This is a genomic window from Psychrobacter urativorans (assembly GCF_904846675.1).
Taxonomy (GTDB): Bacteria; Pseudomonadota; Gammaproteobacteria; order Pseudomonadales; family Moraxellaceae; genus Psychrobacter; species Psychrobacter urativorans_B.
In genome coordinates, this window is the sequence record NZ_CAJHBT010000008.1 from 1 (window position 1) to 16,529 (window position 16,529).

General features: G+C 43.0%; 9 protein-coding genes. 6 read left to right on the forward strand and 3 right to left on the reverse strand.

Going from position 1 to position 16,529, the window contains the following annotated elements; genetic code table 11:
- Positions 1 to 551: 551 nt before the first annotated feature.
- Positions 552 to 1,178, reverse strand: coding sequence for a flavodoxin family protein (locus tag JMY06_RS05420; RefSeq protein ID WP_201616921.1), 627 nt, complete (start codon positions 1,176 to 1,178; stop codon positions 552 to 554).
- A gap of 968 nt (positions 1,179 to 2,146) precedes the next feature.
- Here JMY06_RS05420 and JMY06_RS05425 point away from each other — a divergent pair.
- Entirely contained in the window at positions 2,147 to 3,379 is a 1,233-nt protein-coding gene (locus JMY06_RS05425; RefSeq protein ID WP_265087875.1) for a YeeE/YedE family protein, read from the forward strand.
- A 108-nt stretch (positions 3,380 to 3,487) separates the two neighbouring features.
- On the opposite strand, the gene JMY06_RS05430 is transcribed toward JMY06_RS05425, so the two are convergent.
- Positions 3,488 to 4,465, reverse strand: a complete 978-nt coding sequence (locus tag JMY06_RS05430) for a polyphenol oxidase family protein (RefSeq protein ID WP_201616923.1) — start codon at positions 4,463 to 4,465, stop codon at positions 3,488 to 3,490.
- A gap of 76 nt (positions 4,466 to 4,541) precedes the next feature.
- A complete protein-coding gene (locus JMY06_RS05435) occupies positions 4,542 to 5,594 on the reverse strand; it encodes an RluA family pseudouridine synthase (protein ID WP_413786890.1) in 1,053 nt (350 codons plus the stop codon).
- Between the two features lie 847 nt (positions 5,595 to 6,441).
- On the opposite strand from JMY06_RS05435, the gene JMY06_RS05440 reads away from it, so the two are divergent.
- The 5 genes from JMY06_RS05440 to nrdA all read left to right on the forward strand — a co-directional run bounded on the left by JMY06_RS05440 (position 6,442) and on the right by nrdA (position 15,899).
- Positions 6,442 to 7,662 carry an outer membrane protein assembly factor BamD gene (locus tag JMY06_RS05440; RefSeq protein WP_201616925.1) on the forward strand — a complete coding sequence of 407 codons (1,221 nt, stop codon included), beginning with the start codon at positions 6,442 to 6,444 and terminating at the stop codon, positions 7,660 to 7,662.
- A gap of 214 nt (positions 7,663 to 7,876) precedes the next feature.
- Positions 7,877 to 10,048, forward strand: a complete 2,172-nt coding sequence (locus JMY06_RS05445; RefSeq protein ID WP_201616927.1) for a DNA primase — start codon at positions 7,877 to 7,879, stop codon at positions 10,046 to 10,048.
- Between the two features lie 545 nt (positions 10,049 to 10,593).
- Complete coding sequence (gene rpoD, locus JMY06_RS05450; RefSeq protein ID WP_201526635.1) at positions 10,594 to 12,510, forward strand: RNA polymerase sigma factor RpoD; 1,917 nt, start codon at positions 10,594 to 10,596, stop codon at positions 12,508 to 12,510.
- Between the two features lie 193 nt (positions 12,511 to 12,703).
- Positions 12,704 to 13,063 carry a YbeD family protein gene (locus JMY06_RS05455; protein ID WP_201526637.1) on the forward strand — a complete coding sequence of 120 codons (360 nt, stop codon included), beginning with the start codon at positions 12,704 to 12,706 and terminating at the stop codon, positions 13,061 to 13,063.
- A gap of 559 nt (positions 13,064 to 13,622) precedes the next feature.
- Entirely contained in the window at positions 13,623 to 15,899 is a 2,277-nt protein-coding gene (gene nrdA, locus JMY06_RS05460) for a class 1a ribonucleoside-diphosphate reductase subunit alpha (protein ID WP_201616929.1), read from the forward strand.
- Positions 15,900 to 16,529: the final 630 nt, after the last annotated feature.

Genomic DNA, 16,529 nt, shown 5'->3' on the forward strand with positions numbered 1-16,529 from the left:
ATAATATTATAATAATAATGTATATAAAAAATCCTTTAAAAACAATGGCTAATATTGAATAGGTTAAGATATTTTATAACATTAATAAGTAACACTTTATAATAATAGTCAAATAAATTAACTTATAATAAATTATTAGCTGATTTTTATTTACACAATAGATACATTAACCTGCATTAATATTTACATAATAGATACATCTATGAAAGTAAAAATGGGCATAGTGACACTGCATTTTTTAAATTTTATAGCAATATAATAATAGTCGATTATTTCCCACTCAATCATCAATGATAACCAATGATCATAATTATGAGAGCATTTAATACTAGCTGTGTACTTGTGACTCTGACGCTCCTGACTGGCTGCCAGTCCTTTCAATTTGTTGACAGCCCTATTCCGGTCATTACCAACCCAGTCATTGTTAGTCCGGTAATTGCGAAGATAAACGTAGCTAATGATCCTTAAGCAAATAAAAAGCAGATACAAGTTTTAGTATCTGCTTTTTATTTGCTTATTAAATGCCAATGAGAATTGATTAAAATTACCTTCTAATTAGTATCAGCTGCTGGCTGATGCTTGATAATCGTCTTCGCCAAGTGATCCCCATACCAAATAGCAGTATCAATATCGCCTTTACCTGGGGCTTCCTCAGGCGGTGCATTTGCTGACTGGGTCATGAGTCCTAAAAAGCTCGATAGGCGGTTCAAATCATTAATCTCATGCCCTGTTGGCATTAAAGGCATGCCAATCCAGTTCATACCATGCTGCATCGCAAATAAGCAAATCTGCTGTAATACTGACAGCTTATCACCACTCAACCCGCCTGAATTGGCGAAGCCTGCCGCCCACTTACCTTCCCATTTACGGTGGTACCAGCGCTTTGAGGTCTCATCCATAAAGGTCTTAAACGCTGCTGGTGCACTGCCCATATAGACGGCACTACCAAAAACCAACAAATCTGCCTGATCGACAAAATCCCAATCGACATCATGGACATCGACCGCTTTTACCTGCGTTGCTGGTAACTGTTGCCGCGCACCAATGGCTACCGCTTCGGCAACGCGCTTGGTATGACCGTAATTGCTATGATAAATAACAGCAATCGATACACTGGGAGCATTATCGGTAGTTATGGTGGTAGAAGGTGGTACAGAAGGCGTTACAGATGTATTCATACGTACTCTAATAATGGCTAATAAGTGATTAATTGAATAAAAACGGTAAAGTTAACAGTCTAAAGCTTACTCAGTGTGAATTGTATCAGTCATGGGTAAACTGCACACGATAATCAACGTCATATGTCCCGTCGCTGCCTGTTGAAAATGGGGCCGACGCCCATAAGAGCAATAACTCTTACTAGTATATCTACATTGATAAGGCGCATAGGAACATATGATAATACTAGTAGCAGTCAGTTGGTAGGCAGCAGACTTCGACAAGTTCAGCTTTATTTTATCAGGGTCTTTCTTATTAATGCTGAGTTTATTAGTGACTGCTTTATCACCGCTTACTTTAGCGAAATTTTACAGATTATCAACTGTCTTATGGTAAGCACTCATTATAAGTCTGAATATCAGCACCAAAATTAGTATTAGCAGGTAGACAAAATAACCGATCAAAGTAAACACCCCGCTTAACGTCTCGCTCCAACTCTTCACTCAAATAACGTTGCAGCTTATCCGTCGCCCCTCCATTTCACTTTCAGTCTGAGCAGGAGTGACACCAATTGCAGATACTACTTATGAGCTTCCAGTATTTTGTTCTATGCTTTCTTCTTCAGTATTTCTACGAGCCGTCAATACTAATCTTAGCACTAATGCCAATCTTAGCTAAGTTGCTGTTATTCCATATCTTCATATGCTAATTCTCATTCTTCTAGTACCTTCATTTTTATTTTAATAGAAATAGGATTATGATATAGCGATTATTCATCAGTCGTTCAATACAATTGAGGAATTTAGCTTGGTAAAGCCATGCCCCTTCGCTTTCGAGAGTATATTTTTCTTGCCGTTATTGACACCTGCTATATTGACAAGCTCAAAAAATCAACTTAAATATTCCAAAATATTATTATAAAACTTAATTCCGACAAAATGCGTTGGAAAAGGACGTTATTATATTGACTACTACTAGAGTTCAACCCGTGAACGATACAAAAGGTCCGATTGTAAGAGAAGATCTGGCATTGGATGCACCACAAAAAATCTTGATAGCGGGAGGCGCTATTGCGGGCTTTCTTCTACTGGTTTATTTACTGGATACCCAGCATATTTCTCAGTCGCTTCTGCTTGGAATTGGTTTACTACTAGGCTATACACTCTTTCATGCCCGTTTCGGATTTACCTCTGCATTCAGACGTATAATGTCGGTAGGTAATGGGCAGGCTATGCGCTCGCACATGCTGATGCTAGCGGTCGCCGTTACCTTATTTGCGCCAATCCTTGCTTATGGCACTACATTTTTTGGTGGGCCGCTCGCAGGTTATGTATCACCAGTAGGTGTCAGTCTTATAGTGGGGTCCTTTGTATTCGGAATCGGCATGCAACTTGGTGGCGGCTGTGCTTCTGGTACCCTTTACGCTATAGGCGGCGGACGTTCTGTCATGTTTGTAACTTTCATCTTCTTCATAATCGGAGCCACAGTTGGCGCTTACCATTTGCCGTTCTGGACAGAAGAGATGCCAGCTTTTGAACCATACTCGCTAGCCACGTCTACTAATCTTGGCTACAGTGGTGCTTGGCTTTTGTCTCTTGCGCTTTTCGGTTTGATTGCTTGGGTAACGTTGGTTGTTGAAAAGAAAACAAAAGCACCTAAAATGGCGCCAATTCCATCTGCGACCGGATGGAAACGAATTTTCCGTGGTTCTTGGCCAATATTTGCAGCAGCGATTGTTTTAGCCGTCCTTAATGCATTGACCTTGATGACGCGTGGCCAGCCATGGGGCATCACTTCCGCGTTCACATTATGGGGCTCTAAAATTGCTAGGACCTTCGGTGTCGATGTGGCCAGTTGGGGCTATTGGCAAGGGGCTAATGCAGCAGCGCTTGATGCTTCAATTTTTGCAGATTCAACTACTGTATTAAATATCGGTATCATCATTGGCGCTTTTATCGCTTCGGCTGCGGGCGGCTTATTCAAATTTACACAAGTTACTGCGGGCAATTTCGCCGCTTCCGTTATTGGCGGATTGATGATGGGCTATGGTGCGCGGCTGGCATTCGGCTGCAACATCGGTGCTTATTTTGGTGGTATTGCCTCGTTCAGCTTGCATGGCTACGTTTGGGGAATACTCGCACTGGCTGGAACTTTCTTGGCTTTATACTTGCGACCATTATTTGGATTATCAGTGCCAAAATCGAATGACTCTGTATGCTGATGCGGATTAATAGCTGCTATTAATTACTAAAAATTATTATTAATTAAAAAAAAGAGATAGCAGGCTAAAAACCTTCTATCTCTTTTTAGCATGCGTCATGGATAAATATTAAACAGGTAAGCTGCATGCGATAATCAGTGCCATACGTCCCGTCGCCGGCTGCTGCAAATGAGTCTGACGCCGATAAGAATAATAATGGGCATCAGCATAACTACAATCGACTGGTAAATCGATACACACCGTGATACCGACGGCTACTAACTGATCGTTGGCAAGTTTGGGTAAGTTCAGCTTTACTTTACCCGCGCCTACTGTAGCGTGATCGGATAACTTAGCACCCATCTTATCTAAGCGTTCAGTATTAGCAACATTATTAACAGCTATACAATACAGCTGATCAAAGTAATCAAGGTTAGAGGGTGCTAAGGTTTTATTTTTAACGCAACCTTCTAGTAGCTTATCGCGAACCTGACGGCCCACTTCATAGTGCGCTTGACTGATACTGACGCCAATCCACGCCATGATTTGCCCTGCTGCCGTAAAACGCTCAGCGGTGGCTTTAATAATGCCACAAGCCAGACCTTGCCAGCCAGCATGAATGGCTGCTATCTGTCCACTTACCGGTTGATATAACACGATGGGCACACAGTCTGCGGTCATGATGGCTAGACCCAGACTGGCTTGCTGACTGACTATCGCATCGGCATCCATTGGGCGCATAGTGAGAGTGCCGGTATCAACATCATAAATCTGCTTGCCATGGACTTGATTAACCCAGTGCAAACTTTTGATAGATAAACGCTGTTGTATCGCCAGTTGCTCATTAATAGCCGCTAACAAACGCATGCGGTTATCCAATACTTTGGCGGCATCATCATTAACATGCAAGCCTAGATTCAGCTCACCATAGCTCGTCTGCCTTGCTTGAAGTATGTGCTCGCTATTTTGTGCTGCGATATCAGTTTCAGCATCGATTGCGCTTTCGGTTACAGTATTTGCAAGATCGGCAGTCTGAAAAGCCGCTGTTTGAAACACAGTCACGTCACCAATCTGAGCAAGTGCAGTCATAGGAAACTTATTGGTCATGGCTTAACTACCATAATTTGTCTAGCAGGATTAATACATCACATCGTGTGATTTAAAAGTACCTGCTCAGCACCATTTATTCCATATCATAACCGTCACTTAAGACTGCCATCAGTTGCTGCATGTCTTCAGGTATCGGCGTGGTCACCTCAACATCTTTACCAGTAGTCGGATGAACGAAGCCTAAAGCATAGGCATGCAACGCTTGACGCGGGAAATTACCGATAGCTTGGCGCTGCGTTTCTGTTAAGCCAGCACGCAATTGACGGCGTCCACCATAAACACGATCGCCTACTATCGGATAGCTAATGTGGCTGAGATGGACACGGATTTGATGCGTACGTCCAGTTTCAAGTCCAACGTCTAATAAGCAATAATTGTCATTCAGCGGCGTAATATCTAATAAATGCGTCACTGCATCGCGTCCAGCCGTCATCACTGTCATTTTAGTACGCTGATTACGATGACGACCTATCGGCGCATCAATACGACGATGGCGCATTAAGCTTGCCTGATCACCCGCTACCACGCATTGATAATGACGGTATACTGACTTGTCTTTTAGCTGCGCCATAAGGGCCATTTGTGCCGGTTTCGTTTTACCGATGAGTAGCAGCCCTGAGGTGTCTTTATCGATACGATGTACCAGTCCTGCCCGCGGCAGATGATGCTGCTGCGGATAGTGATAGAGTAAGGCATTGACTAGCGTTCCCGTTTGATTGCCAGCTCCTGGATGCACGATCATGCCGACGGGCTTATTAATGACCAGCACCGCATCATCTTCATAGACCACATCGATATCTATGTCTTCTGGCAAGTCTTCACCATGCTGCTGCAAGGTGGTAGACAAGTGCAAAACATCTCCGGTTTTAATACGATGTTTTGACTTTTTCTCTTCACCGTTGCACAGTAAGCTACCATCGCTAACCCAGCCTTGTAATTGGGCGCGCGAGAAGTCCGTGAAGGCTAATGAAGCAAGTTTATCAATGCGCAGACCGGCTTCATTTTCAGTAACCGTATGAGTCACATCAATCACTTCTGGAACGGCAAGTCTTGCTGCAGATACGTCGTCATCTTGTTCGTCATCATCATCCAACGCTAATGCCTCATCATCAATTGAGTCGTCCATTGTCTCGTCACCATTAAGCAACTCGCCCGCAGATGCTGAAGGCGCAGCCCTCACATCTTCTAGCGAATGCTCATCTTGAGCGGCGTGCTCTTGCGCTGATAACTTAATATCCGAAGACTGAGTATCTGGCGACTGACTCGATTGTAAATTCGGTGGTACGTTTGTGGTCATAGCATCATTATTCATAGCAAATTCATATGTGGCAAAGCCACAACAGTGGCTTTATAAAAGAAATAGACGGACAACTCGCTAACTATTAACTGCTGATTAAAAACAAAAACAGCCCAAATAAAAAAACAAGTCCAATGTTATCATAGTGTAGCACGCCACGCGCTTAAGCCCTATAGCAGCACACTGTTATCTGTGGTCCTACCGTCATAAATGCCGAACTTAAACTTTTAGCTTAATCAAACGTGCCATTGCTGGCTATCATCTAATTCTAGCGGTGCTGAGCAGTTATTTATCGTTATTGGCGTCATTTGCCAGCACCCAGTAGCATCACCCGTGCTAAACTGTAAAAAATTATGGTGTCATGATGAGTGCCTACCTGCTAACGATAAGCTAAGTACAAATTAATTATAAACTTGCCTAGCAACTACAAAATAGATAACGAAAAAATAGACGAGACCTACTTTATTCTATAAAGTAAGCAATATTTTGCGGGTTGTAACGCGACAGATATTATCGATCACTCGCAGCCAATTTATTGACTGCCAGGGTCGTGATTGCTGTTCATCGTTACCCTATTCTATATTTTTACTATTAGCTTGTTCTATCCTTTTTACCATTAACCTGTTCTATAGTATGATAGCGCTGCTGCTATTATGCGTCTTGTGCGGAGAGAAGTATGCGCCCTGTTGGCAACACGTTTATCAAACTATCATCAGTAACTCTACTGGCCTTAAGTGTCAACTTAGTTGGCTGTCAGACCTTCAAAAACCTGACCGGTAAAAATGACGATGCAGTAGAGACTGCCGAGAAGTCAGAGCAAGGCTATTATAGTGATGCGGTTACTCAAATCGACAAAGACCGCTATGCGCAAGCCATTGAAGACTTGACCAATCTGCGTACTTTTTATCCAACTGGACAATACGCAGAACAAGCGCTGCTTGATATGATGTATGCTCAATACGCAAGCGGCAGCTATGAAACCGCTGCTTCTAGCGCTGAGCAATTTATTCGCCTATATCCTTCTAACCCGCAAGTCAGCTACGCGTATTACGTGCGCGGTGTGGCCAATATGCAGGGGTCATCTGAAGGTATTAAGCTGTTTAAGATGAATCAAGCTGAGCGTGATACTGCTTATTTGCGCATTGCTTTTGCCAACTTCCAAGAGCTTGTTAATAAATACCCAAGCAGCCCCTATGCACCAGATGCGGCTCAACGCATGACCTTTATCTATAACCAATTTGCCCAAAGTGAGCTAACGGCTGCCAATTGGTATATTGAACGTGAAGCCTATGTCGCTGCGGTTAACCGTGCTAAATGGGCATTCCAGTATTACCCACAGAGCGAATCCGTACCCGAAGCTATTGCTATCCTTGCCTACAGTCATGAAAAGTTAGGTCTGACAGAGTTGGCAACGGAATATAAAACGCTGCTGCAAATCAACTATCCAAATTGGCTCACCAAAGATGGTCGCGTCAAGCTCAATACAAAAGGCGACCGCTCATTACTGAATAAATTGACCTTTGGACAGCTCGGCCGTGTCAATCTATCAGACGCACCAAACGCTACCGGCCAATATGATAGCGCCACCAAAACGCAAATGATTCGTAGTGCTACCCAACTGCAACTGCCGAATGACAATGCGGCTAACGCTGCTACATTTGGTGCCGCTAGTCCCACGCGTACTGGTGGGATTAATATCGGCCTAGGTCTGCCTGAAAGTGCCACTGAACAAATCTCAGGCCAAGGTAGCTCTAGCGCCGCTGCAAAAGAAGCCGCTGTTGATCCATCAAATAGTAATCTAGGCCGCCGAACAACGCTTCCTAATGCTGACGGCCGTGATCGTATTCGTTTAGGTGGTATTGAAAATAATAATACTGATAGGGATGACGATAACTAAGATCATAATCAAGATGACAGTTAATATGAGAACAATTAATATGACCATAATTAACAACACAACAATTAAATTGTCTAAATAATTATTATCACTCTAAGTCGTCTATGACTCCCAATAAAAAGGTAAGGCCAACTGTATAGTTGGCCTTATTTTTCTGTTTTTATCCTGCCGTTATTGTCCTACTAACTTTGTCCTATGGTAAACTATTTTTTGTATGAGTATTCCCAACCATATCCTCGAACAACTAAATAGCCAATCTGATCTAATCAGCATTATTGGCCGCCACACCACGCTTAAACGTGCAGGTAGTGAGTATAAAGGCTGCTGCCCTTTTCACGGTGAAAAGTCGCCCTCATTTTATGTCAATCCACAAAAAAACATATATCATTGCTTTGGCTGTAGTGTCGGCGGCAATGCCATCAGCTTTTTGCGCGATTATGAAAACCTAACCTTTATCGAAGCCGTCAATGAGCTGTCAAAACAGACTGGCATCGAAGTACCAAAAGACGAGCAGCAAAATGTTAGCTATCAGCGTAGCAAACCTACACCAACACCTAAACCCGTTTCTAGGCCAGCTCCTAAACCAGTAACTGACGTCATAACCCAGCCAGCATCTAAGCCCGCACCCAATTTTTTATCGTCAGAAAATAGTCCCCCTAGCTACCATAACGAAGGCGATTCTACGTATAACGACAACGCAGGCTACGATAGCGCGCCAAATCATATTCCTTATGCCGATATTAATTACAGCAGCGATTATGGCGGTGCGGATTATATCAACACAGACTATAACCCTACTGAGCAACAGGGTTACCCGCCTGCATGGTTAATGGATGACGACTCTACAACTATCAGTAGTAATAACATTGCTGCTGATAAAGAAGGTAACTTATACGAATTATTATCCCAAATTCAACAATTTTATCAGCACAACTTAACCACCCACCCGCATGCCAAACATTACTTTACGGCACGCGGCGTCTCTGAGCAAAGTTTAGACACTTTTGGACTAGGTTATGCACCCTTTGGTTGGCAGCATCTTGAGCATCAGTTTCCGCACGATATCGAGGGTCTAAAGGCCCTTGGTCTCGTGCGTCAATCAGAATCTGGACGTGACTATGATTTACTGCGCGATCGAGTTATTTTTCCGATTCGTGATAATCAAGGACGGGTGATTGGCTTTGGCGGGCGGGCGCTTGATGATGAGGTCAAGCCAAAATATATTAACTCCTCGGACTCACCAGTATTTCATAAACAGCACGTGCTATACGGCTATTATGAATCCCGCCAGCAGCGTGCTAATAGCTGGATGGTGGTCGAAGGCTATATGGATGTGATTGCTCTTTACCAAGCGGGTATTTATGGTGCGGTTGCCTCAATGGGTACGGCAATCAACGAGAGCCAAATCTCGCGCTTATTAACCTTGAATCCGACTTTAACCTTAAGCTTTGACGGCGATGGTGCGGGACAAAAAGCCGCTTGGCGCACCCTTGAAGTCAGCCTGCCAGTGCTCAGTGATGATAAAGAACTGCGGTTTTTGACACTGCCTAACAACCAAGACCCAGATACGTTTATCAAAAGTCAGGGCGATGATGCCATGCGTGAGCAAATCACCAATGCTATGCCGCTATCACAGTATATCTTTGCCTATTTAAGTGAGCGCTACGACTTATCTTTAGCAGAAGGTAAAGCCAAATTGATGTCACAAGTGCGCGCGCTGACTGGCTCCTTGCCCAAAGGCAGTAGCTTTCGCTATCTACTCAACAATGATATCTATCAAAAGCTTGGCGGCAAGCGCAACCAAAATATTGAGGCAAAGGATGCTCTGCTCGACTTCGATGGCGATATGACCATCAGTCAGCAGTTGCAGCTGTGCTTCCTGTTCCAGCCGCGTGCGCTACAGGATGACCCTATTGAGGCGATTTGGCAGCAAGCCGGTATTAATAGTTTAGAGTTGCCTGCCCATATTAAGCGAAGAGCGCCTACCGATGCCAATCGACCCTTGGCTTGGGCAGATTTACAAGATGACGCCCTATTCGATGTGGTCAGTACCATTCAGCGCTGTTTGGCCTATTTGCCGCAAGATGCTAACGCTGCCGCGCATTTTATTTTATCCAATCTGAGTCCTTTAGCTCAAGAGGCGCTTAGCCGCAGTTGGGGCGCATTTTATAAAACCCTCACGGCAAGAAATATTCTGAACTTAGATGAACAAATCGAAAACCTAGTCATACAATTAATCAAGCTGCATATGCAAAAAAAGATGCAAGAACTGATAAAAAATCCGGATCATATCAAGCTTGCTATCGTACGCAAGCAGACGCAGCACTTAAATGACTGGTTACGCGAGCAGCAAGCGGAACAATCGGCACAGATGATTAGCATTTAATACTAGCAGTTTAATAAGGGCTATACATTGAATTTTTAGGGTTAACTTTTTGTTTATACTGTGTTTAGCGCTTAAATAATACGCTTACCCTTTAAAATAGGACATGTTGACCCCATTATATAAAACTATAGGCAGCACGATTGATAGCCATAGTCTGTATTCAGCATACTATGGTAAACTACGCTGCTGCTATGATTAATACAGATTTAATGCAGCACTAATGCAAAATCGAGGCAGGTTTTGGGCCGATTAGATTGGCTATATCAAATTGCATTTTTAATCATTATTTTTTAGGGTTTATAATATTATAATTTATTTTAAGACTCTTACTATTTAAGTATATTTTCTATTATTTAAGTACAATTCTGAGCATTTTACTGTAGTTTTTTGAGCCTTTATTCATATTAACTCATTTTCGTTGTTATTGATGCTGTTACTGCCGTTGCACTGCTTTTTGTGATCAATCCATAGATTAGATCAGCGCACGGAGCAAGCGGTAGCCCGTCATATCACGAAAATGTCCGACACAAACAAAGTGAGTATTTATGAACGATAAGTCAGTTTCTAAGTCCACGTCTCAGCTGGCCACCTTAATCCAAATGGGTAAAGAGCAGGGGTATTTGACCTATGCTGAGGTGAATGACCAACTGCCCGACTCTATCACAGAAAGCGATCAGATCGAAGATATCGTGCAGATGCTAACCGACGTTGGTATCAAAATATTTGAGTCCGCGCCTGATGCTGATGATATCTTGATGAACGATGATTCAAGTGATGACGAGTCAGCAGCTGATGAAGCAGCAGCAGTATTGGCGGCTGTTGAGACAGATCCTGGCCGCACCACTGACCCTGTACGTATGTATATGCGCGAGATGGGTACCGTCGACTTGCTGACCCGTGAAGGCGAGATTGCGATTGCCAAACGTATCGAAGAAGGCATCCGTGATGTTCAGCACGCGATGTCTTACTGGCCAGGAACGGTGCAATATGTGCTTGATGAATATCAGCGCGTATTGGATGGCGATAAGAAACTCTCTGACGTTATCACAGGCTTTTTAGACCCAGAAACTGAGGAAGATAGAGCCGCAGCAAAAGTGGCCAAAGAAGCGGCGAAAGAAGAAAGAGAAGCGGCTAGAGAAGAAAAGCTGAAAGCGCCGGTCGTTAAGCCAAAAGCAAATCCTAAAGTCAAAGCAGACAGTGATGACGAGGAAGAAGAGGTCGAAGAAGAAGCTGAAGAAGAAACCGGTGGTATTGACCCAGAAGAAGTACGCGCCCGTTTAGAAGAAATCGAAGGTTTATTTATTACTGCCAAACAAGCCCTGCTTGATTTCGGTCGTGGTAGCACGCAAGCTGACGAAGCTTATAAACAGCTTGCCGAGCGCTTTATGATGCTCAAATTGAATAACCGCATGTCAGACCAAGTTATGGCGATTATGCATGACGTCTATGATGATGTTCGTAAGCAAGAACGCCAAATTATGCGCCTTGTTATTCGCCGTGGTCGGATGCCGCGCGAGGAATTCCGTAAAACCTTCCCAAGTAACGAGACCAACGTTGACTGGTTGACTGAGCGACTTAAAGGCAAGCCGGCCTTTGCTGGAACGTTAGAAAAAGTCACTGACGATGTTATTCTATTGCAACGTCAAATTCTTGATTACGAGCAAAGGCTCGACATGGAAATCCATGATATGAAAGACGTTGCTCGCCGTATGGCTATCGGTGAAGCCAAAGCTCGCCGCGCCAAGAAAGAAATGGTCGAAGCCAACTTACGTCTTGTGATTTCAATTGCTAAGAAGTATACCAACCGTGGTTTGCAGTTCTTGGACTTGATCCAGGAAGGTAACATTGGTCTCATGAAAGCGGTCGATAAATTTGAATATCGTCGTGGTTATAAGTTCTCAACCTATGCAACCTGGTGGATTCGTCAGGCAATCACCCGCTCTATCGCCGATCAGGCGCGCACCATTCGTATTCCGGTGCATATGATTGAGACTATTAACAAAATTAACCGCGTATCTCGTCAATTGCTCCAAGAAATGGGACGCGAGCCAACGCCTGAGGAATTAGGCGAACGCTTAGAGATGGACGAAGTCAAAGTCCGTAAAGTGCTCAAAATTGCTAAAGAGCCAATCTCGATGGAGACCCCTATTGGTGATGATGAAGACTCACACCTAGGCGACTTTATTGAAGATGCAACTATCTCTAGCCCCGTTGATGATGCTACCTCAGCTGGCTTACGTGAAGCGACGCGTGATGTGCTTAGCAATCTAACTGAGCGTGAGGCTCGGGTGCTAAAAATGCGCTTTGGTATTGATATGCCAACCGATCATACTTTGGAAGAAGTTGGTAAGCAGTTCGACGTCACTCGTGAGCGTATTCGTCAGATTGAGGCCAAAGCCCTACGCAAATTACGCCATCCTTCACGCTCTGAGCATCTACGCTCTTTCCTTGAAAATGACTAGTTCTTGAAAATAACAAGCTAACCCCTTATAAAGGTATTAGCTTTTAAGTTTAGTACCTTTAAATCTAGTATTGGACATAACACTAAAAGCTGAGCACGTCTCAGCTTTTTTGTGGCTTATCGATAAGTGTATTAAGCAGCCAGTTAAACCGTACTATTAAATAATTCTATTAAACAGAAATAAGGATTCAATCATGAGCGACAACCAACAAAACCCTAAAAAAGAAGTCAACGTCTCTGATGTGTCATTAGGGAATGATGAAATTAAAGGTAAAAAAACGGACATTCAAAATCCTGAGCTATGGAACTTTCCCATGGACTATCCAATGAGCATCATTGGCCATGAAGGCGAGCATGAAAGCTTACTCAATGAAATCAAACTTATTCTTGGCAGTCAGTTCCCTGATTTTGACTTGGCCTCTATCGAAGTAAAACCATCAAAGACTGGGCGCTTTTATTCAGCACGGGTCAATCTTTATCTAACCACTGCTGAACAGGTTAATACCCTCTATGCGGCGCTTGATGACGCCAAAACGGTACGACTGGTAGTATAAGTAAATACTACTAAATTACATGTGTTTTAAAAGCAGAAATTTAAAAAATTATTAATGACAACCTGGATAATAACCACTGTCGTCACCCTTATGGGTGGCGATTTTTTATGGTCTCAGGTACAATCACTACCCCATTGTTGTGGCTATCAGAACGATTACTATAGATAGTTTGGTAGAATTATAAAAAGCAAAACGCAAGCCATTTTTTTATATTTATTTTATTTTTATAGAAATCTTACCTAACCCTTACCCCATCGTCCTTTGCTAAAAACTGGACACATCAAAGCCCCTCAGCAACATATTATCCAGATAAAATCAATATAGCATTTTCAGAAAATTACCGCTATATTGTGCCTACTTACTAACGAACACGCTATATGTAGTGCTCAGTGATTTTTATCATCACTATGAGTAGTGCTATGCTTTTGCCTAAAAAAAGCTGCGACGGTATGATAATGCGTAATAGTGACTGAGGTTAGTAAGCAATAACACAATAAATAAATGGTTAGTGGTTTTAGCCATATAACGAACAATATAGCAATTAACAACAGAGGTTAGCATGACACATATCGATAAAATCCAAGTGACCAAACGTGATGGACGTTTAGAGCCTATTGATTTAGAGAAGATTCATAAAGTCATCGAGTGGGCGGCTTATGATTTAGACAATGTGTCAGTATCACAGGTTGAGCTAAAGTCACACATTCAGTTTTATGAAGGTATCAAAACTCGTGATATTCACGAGACTATCATCAAATCTGCCGCTGATTTAATCTCTGAAAACACCCCGGATTATCAATATTTAGCCGCACGTTTAGCCATTTTTCATCTACGTAAAATTGCTTATAATAGGTTTACTCCACCACCTTTATTTGATCATGTAACCAAGCTCACTGACGCTGGCAAATACGATCAACATATCCTAGCCGATTATAGCCGTGCCGAATTTGATGAGCTCAATGACTATATCGACCACTGGCGCGATATGACTCTGGCCTATGCCGCCGTTGAGCAAATGGCCGGTAAATATCTGGTACAAGACCGTGTGTCCAAAACTGTATATGAGAGCCCGCAGTTCTTATATATGTTAGTCGGTATGTGTTTGTTTAGCCGATATGATAAAGCTGAGCGCATGGACTATGTGAAGCGCTTTTATGATGCCACCTCACAGTTTAAAATCTCTCTGCCAACGCCGATTATGTCAGGCGTACGTACCCCATCACGTCAGTTCAGCTCCTGCGTACTCATTGAGTGCGGTGATAACCTTGATTCTATCAACGCCACCACCAGCGCGATCGTACGCTACGTATCGCAGCGTGCCGGCATCGGTATCAACGCCGGTCGTATCCGCGCCCTTGGTAGCCCTATTCGTGGCGGTGAAGCACAACATACTGGCTGTGTACCTTTTTATAAACTGTTTCAAACGGCTGTTAAATGCTGCTCACAAGGCGGCGTTCGTGGCGGAGCTGCCACCCTTTTCTACCCATTATGGCATTTGGAAGTTGAGTCGCTATTGGTACTCAAAAATAACCGCGGCGTTGAAGACAACCGTGTCCGTCATATGGACTATGGCGTACAGATTAATAAGACTTTATATAGCCGTCTGATTAAAGGCCAAGATATCAGCCTATTTTCGCCATCTGATGTGCCAGGTTTATACGATGCCTTCTTTGAAGATCAAGATAAATTTGAAGAGTTATATACTAAGTACGAGCAAGATGAAACAATCCGCAGCCGTCAAATCCCAGCGGCTGAACTGTTCAGCTTGATGATGCAAGAGCGTGCCAGCACCGGTCGTATCTACATTCAAAACGTTGACCATTGCAATACTCATAGCCCATTTAATGCGAGCGTTGCGCCTATTCGCCAATCCAATCTATGTATGGAAATTGCGCTACCGACTAAGCCCCTTGATAATATTAATGACGAGGAAGGCGAGATTGCCCTATGTACGCTATCTGCGGTTAACTTAGGTAAAGTTGATAATATCAGCGATATCGAAGAGCCTGCTGAGCTGATTGTACGTGCACTTGACGCCCTACTCGACTATCAGGACTATCCGGTTAAAGCTGCTGAAAATGGCAGCATGCGCCGCCGTACCTTAGGTGTCGGTGTTATTAACTACGCCTATTATCTTGCTAAGAATGGCGTGCGCTATTCAGATGGCTCAGCATTAGGTCTAACTCATCAAACCTTTGAAGCTTTGCAATATTATCTCTTGAAAGCCTCAAATAAATTGGCAAAAGAGCAAGGCGCGTGCCCTGCCTTTAATGAGACCACGTATTCACAAGGTATCTTGCCGATTGATACTTATAAGAAAGACTTGGATAAAATCTGCCAAGAGCCACTACATCTCGATTGGGAAACGCTACGTACTGACATCACCACTCACGGTCTGCGTAACTCAACCCTAACCGCCTTGATGCCGTCTGAGACCTCTAGTCAGATTGCCAACGCTACCAATGGTATTGAGCCACCACGCGGTCTGGTGTCTATCAAAGCGTCAAAAGATGGTATCTTAAAACAAGTCGTACCTGATATTGAAAAACTGAAGCACAACTATGAATTATTGTGGCAAATGCCGAATAATGACGGCTATTTACAACTGGTCGCTATCATGCAAAAGTTCGTCGACCAAAGTATCTCAGCCAATACCAACTATGACCCCTCGCACTTTGAAGGCGGTCGTGTGCCTATGAAGGTCTTACTCAAAGACTTATTGACCGCGTATAAGCTGGGTGTAAAAACGTTGTATTATCACAATACGCGTGATGGCGCGAATGATGCCCAAGCGGATATGGAAGATGATTGTGCTGGTGGGGCTTGTAAGATTTGAGAACCGTTAAAAAATTGTACTGCAACTTTAGGTTCGCAAGAGAAATTCTTTAAATAGAATTTCTGACGGATGGCGAGTTTGGCTTTTGGGTTAAGCTCGCCACTAACTACTATTGAAATGAATGATAGAAAGGAGATGTAATATGATTAAGAATTAAAAAAGCCCAGCAAAGCTTTTTGAGCTCAAACTGGGCTTAGAAAACTAATTCAATAAGTGACCGTTCAAAGTGTAACTTGAGTAGTCACTGATAGTTAGTTCTCATGTCTTCGAGGACTTGATGATATTAACATCATTGATTATTGAATGTCACGCCTGAACGGTCACTAAAATTATTTTAATTTAGTTGCTATTCAGGAGCACAACATGAAGTGTAGTTATCCAAAAGCTGTGAGCGTATGCTCTTATATGCGTTTTAGATTCGGACGTTGGGAAATAGTACGCAGACATTGTCGTAGTTATCCTAACTAATTAATAATTATTTATATTTTAAAATGGTAATAGCTTTCGAGCTGTTATCATCCTTGACCATTAAATAAGTTCAATTTTCAAATACGATTAAGTTAGTCATACTTGAAAATTGAAGATAATAAGCTACATTATATTGAATTAGCCGAAGTGCAATCGAACTAC

Excerpts from the sequence above, each read along its gene's own strand:
- JMY06_RS05445 (WP_201616927.1), top strand. The coding sequence starts at position 7,877 with ATGAGTATTCCCAACCATATCCTCGAACAACTAAATAGCCAATCTGAT.
- rpoD (WP_201526635.1), top strand. The coding sequence starts at position 10,594 with ATGAACGATAAGTCAGTTTCTAAGTCCACGTCTCAGCTGGCCACCTTA.
- JMY06_RS05440 (WP_201616925.1), top strand. The coding sequence starts at position 6,442 with ATGCGCCCTGTTGGCAACACGTTTATCAAACTATCATCAGTAACTCTA.
- JMY06_RS05455 (WP_201526637.1), top strand. The coding sequence starts at position 12,704 with ATGAGCGACAACCAACAAAACCCTAAAAAAGAAGTCAACGTCTCTGAT.
- JMY06_RS05435 (WP_413786890.1), bottom strand. The coding sequence starts at position 5,594 with ATGGACGACTCAATTGATGATGAGGCATTAGCGTTGGATGATGATGAC.
- JMY06_RS05420 (WP_201616921.1), bottom strand. The coding sequence starts at position 1,178 with ATGAATACATCTGTAACGCCTTCTGTACCACCTTCTACCACCATAACT.
- JMY06_RS05430 (WP_201616923.1), bottom strand. The coding sequence starts at position 4,465 with ATGACCAATAAGTTTCCTATGACTGCACTTGCTCAGATTGGTGACGTG.
- nrdA (WP_201616929.1), top strand. The coding sequence starts at position 13,623 with ATGACACATATCGATAAAATCCAAGTGACCAAACGTGATGGACGTTTA.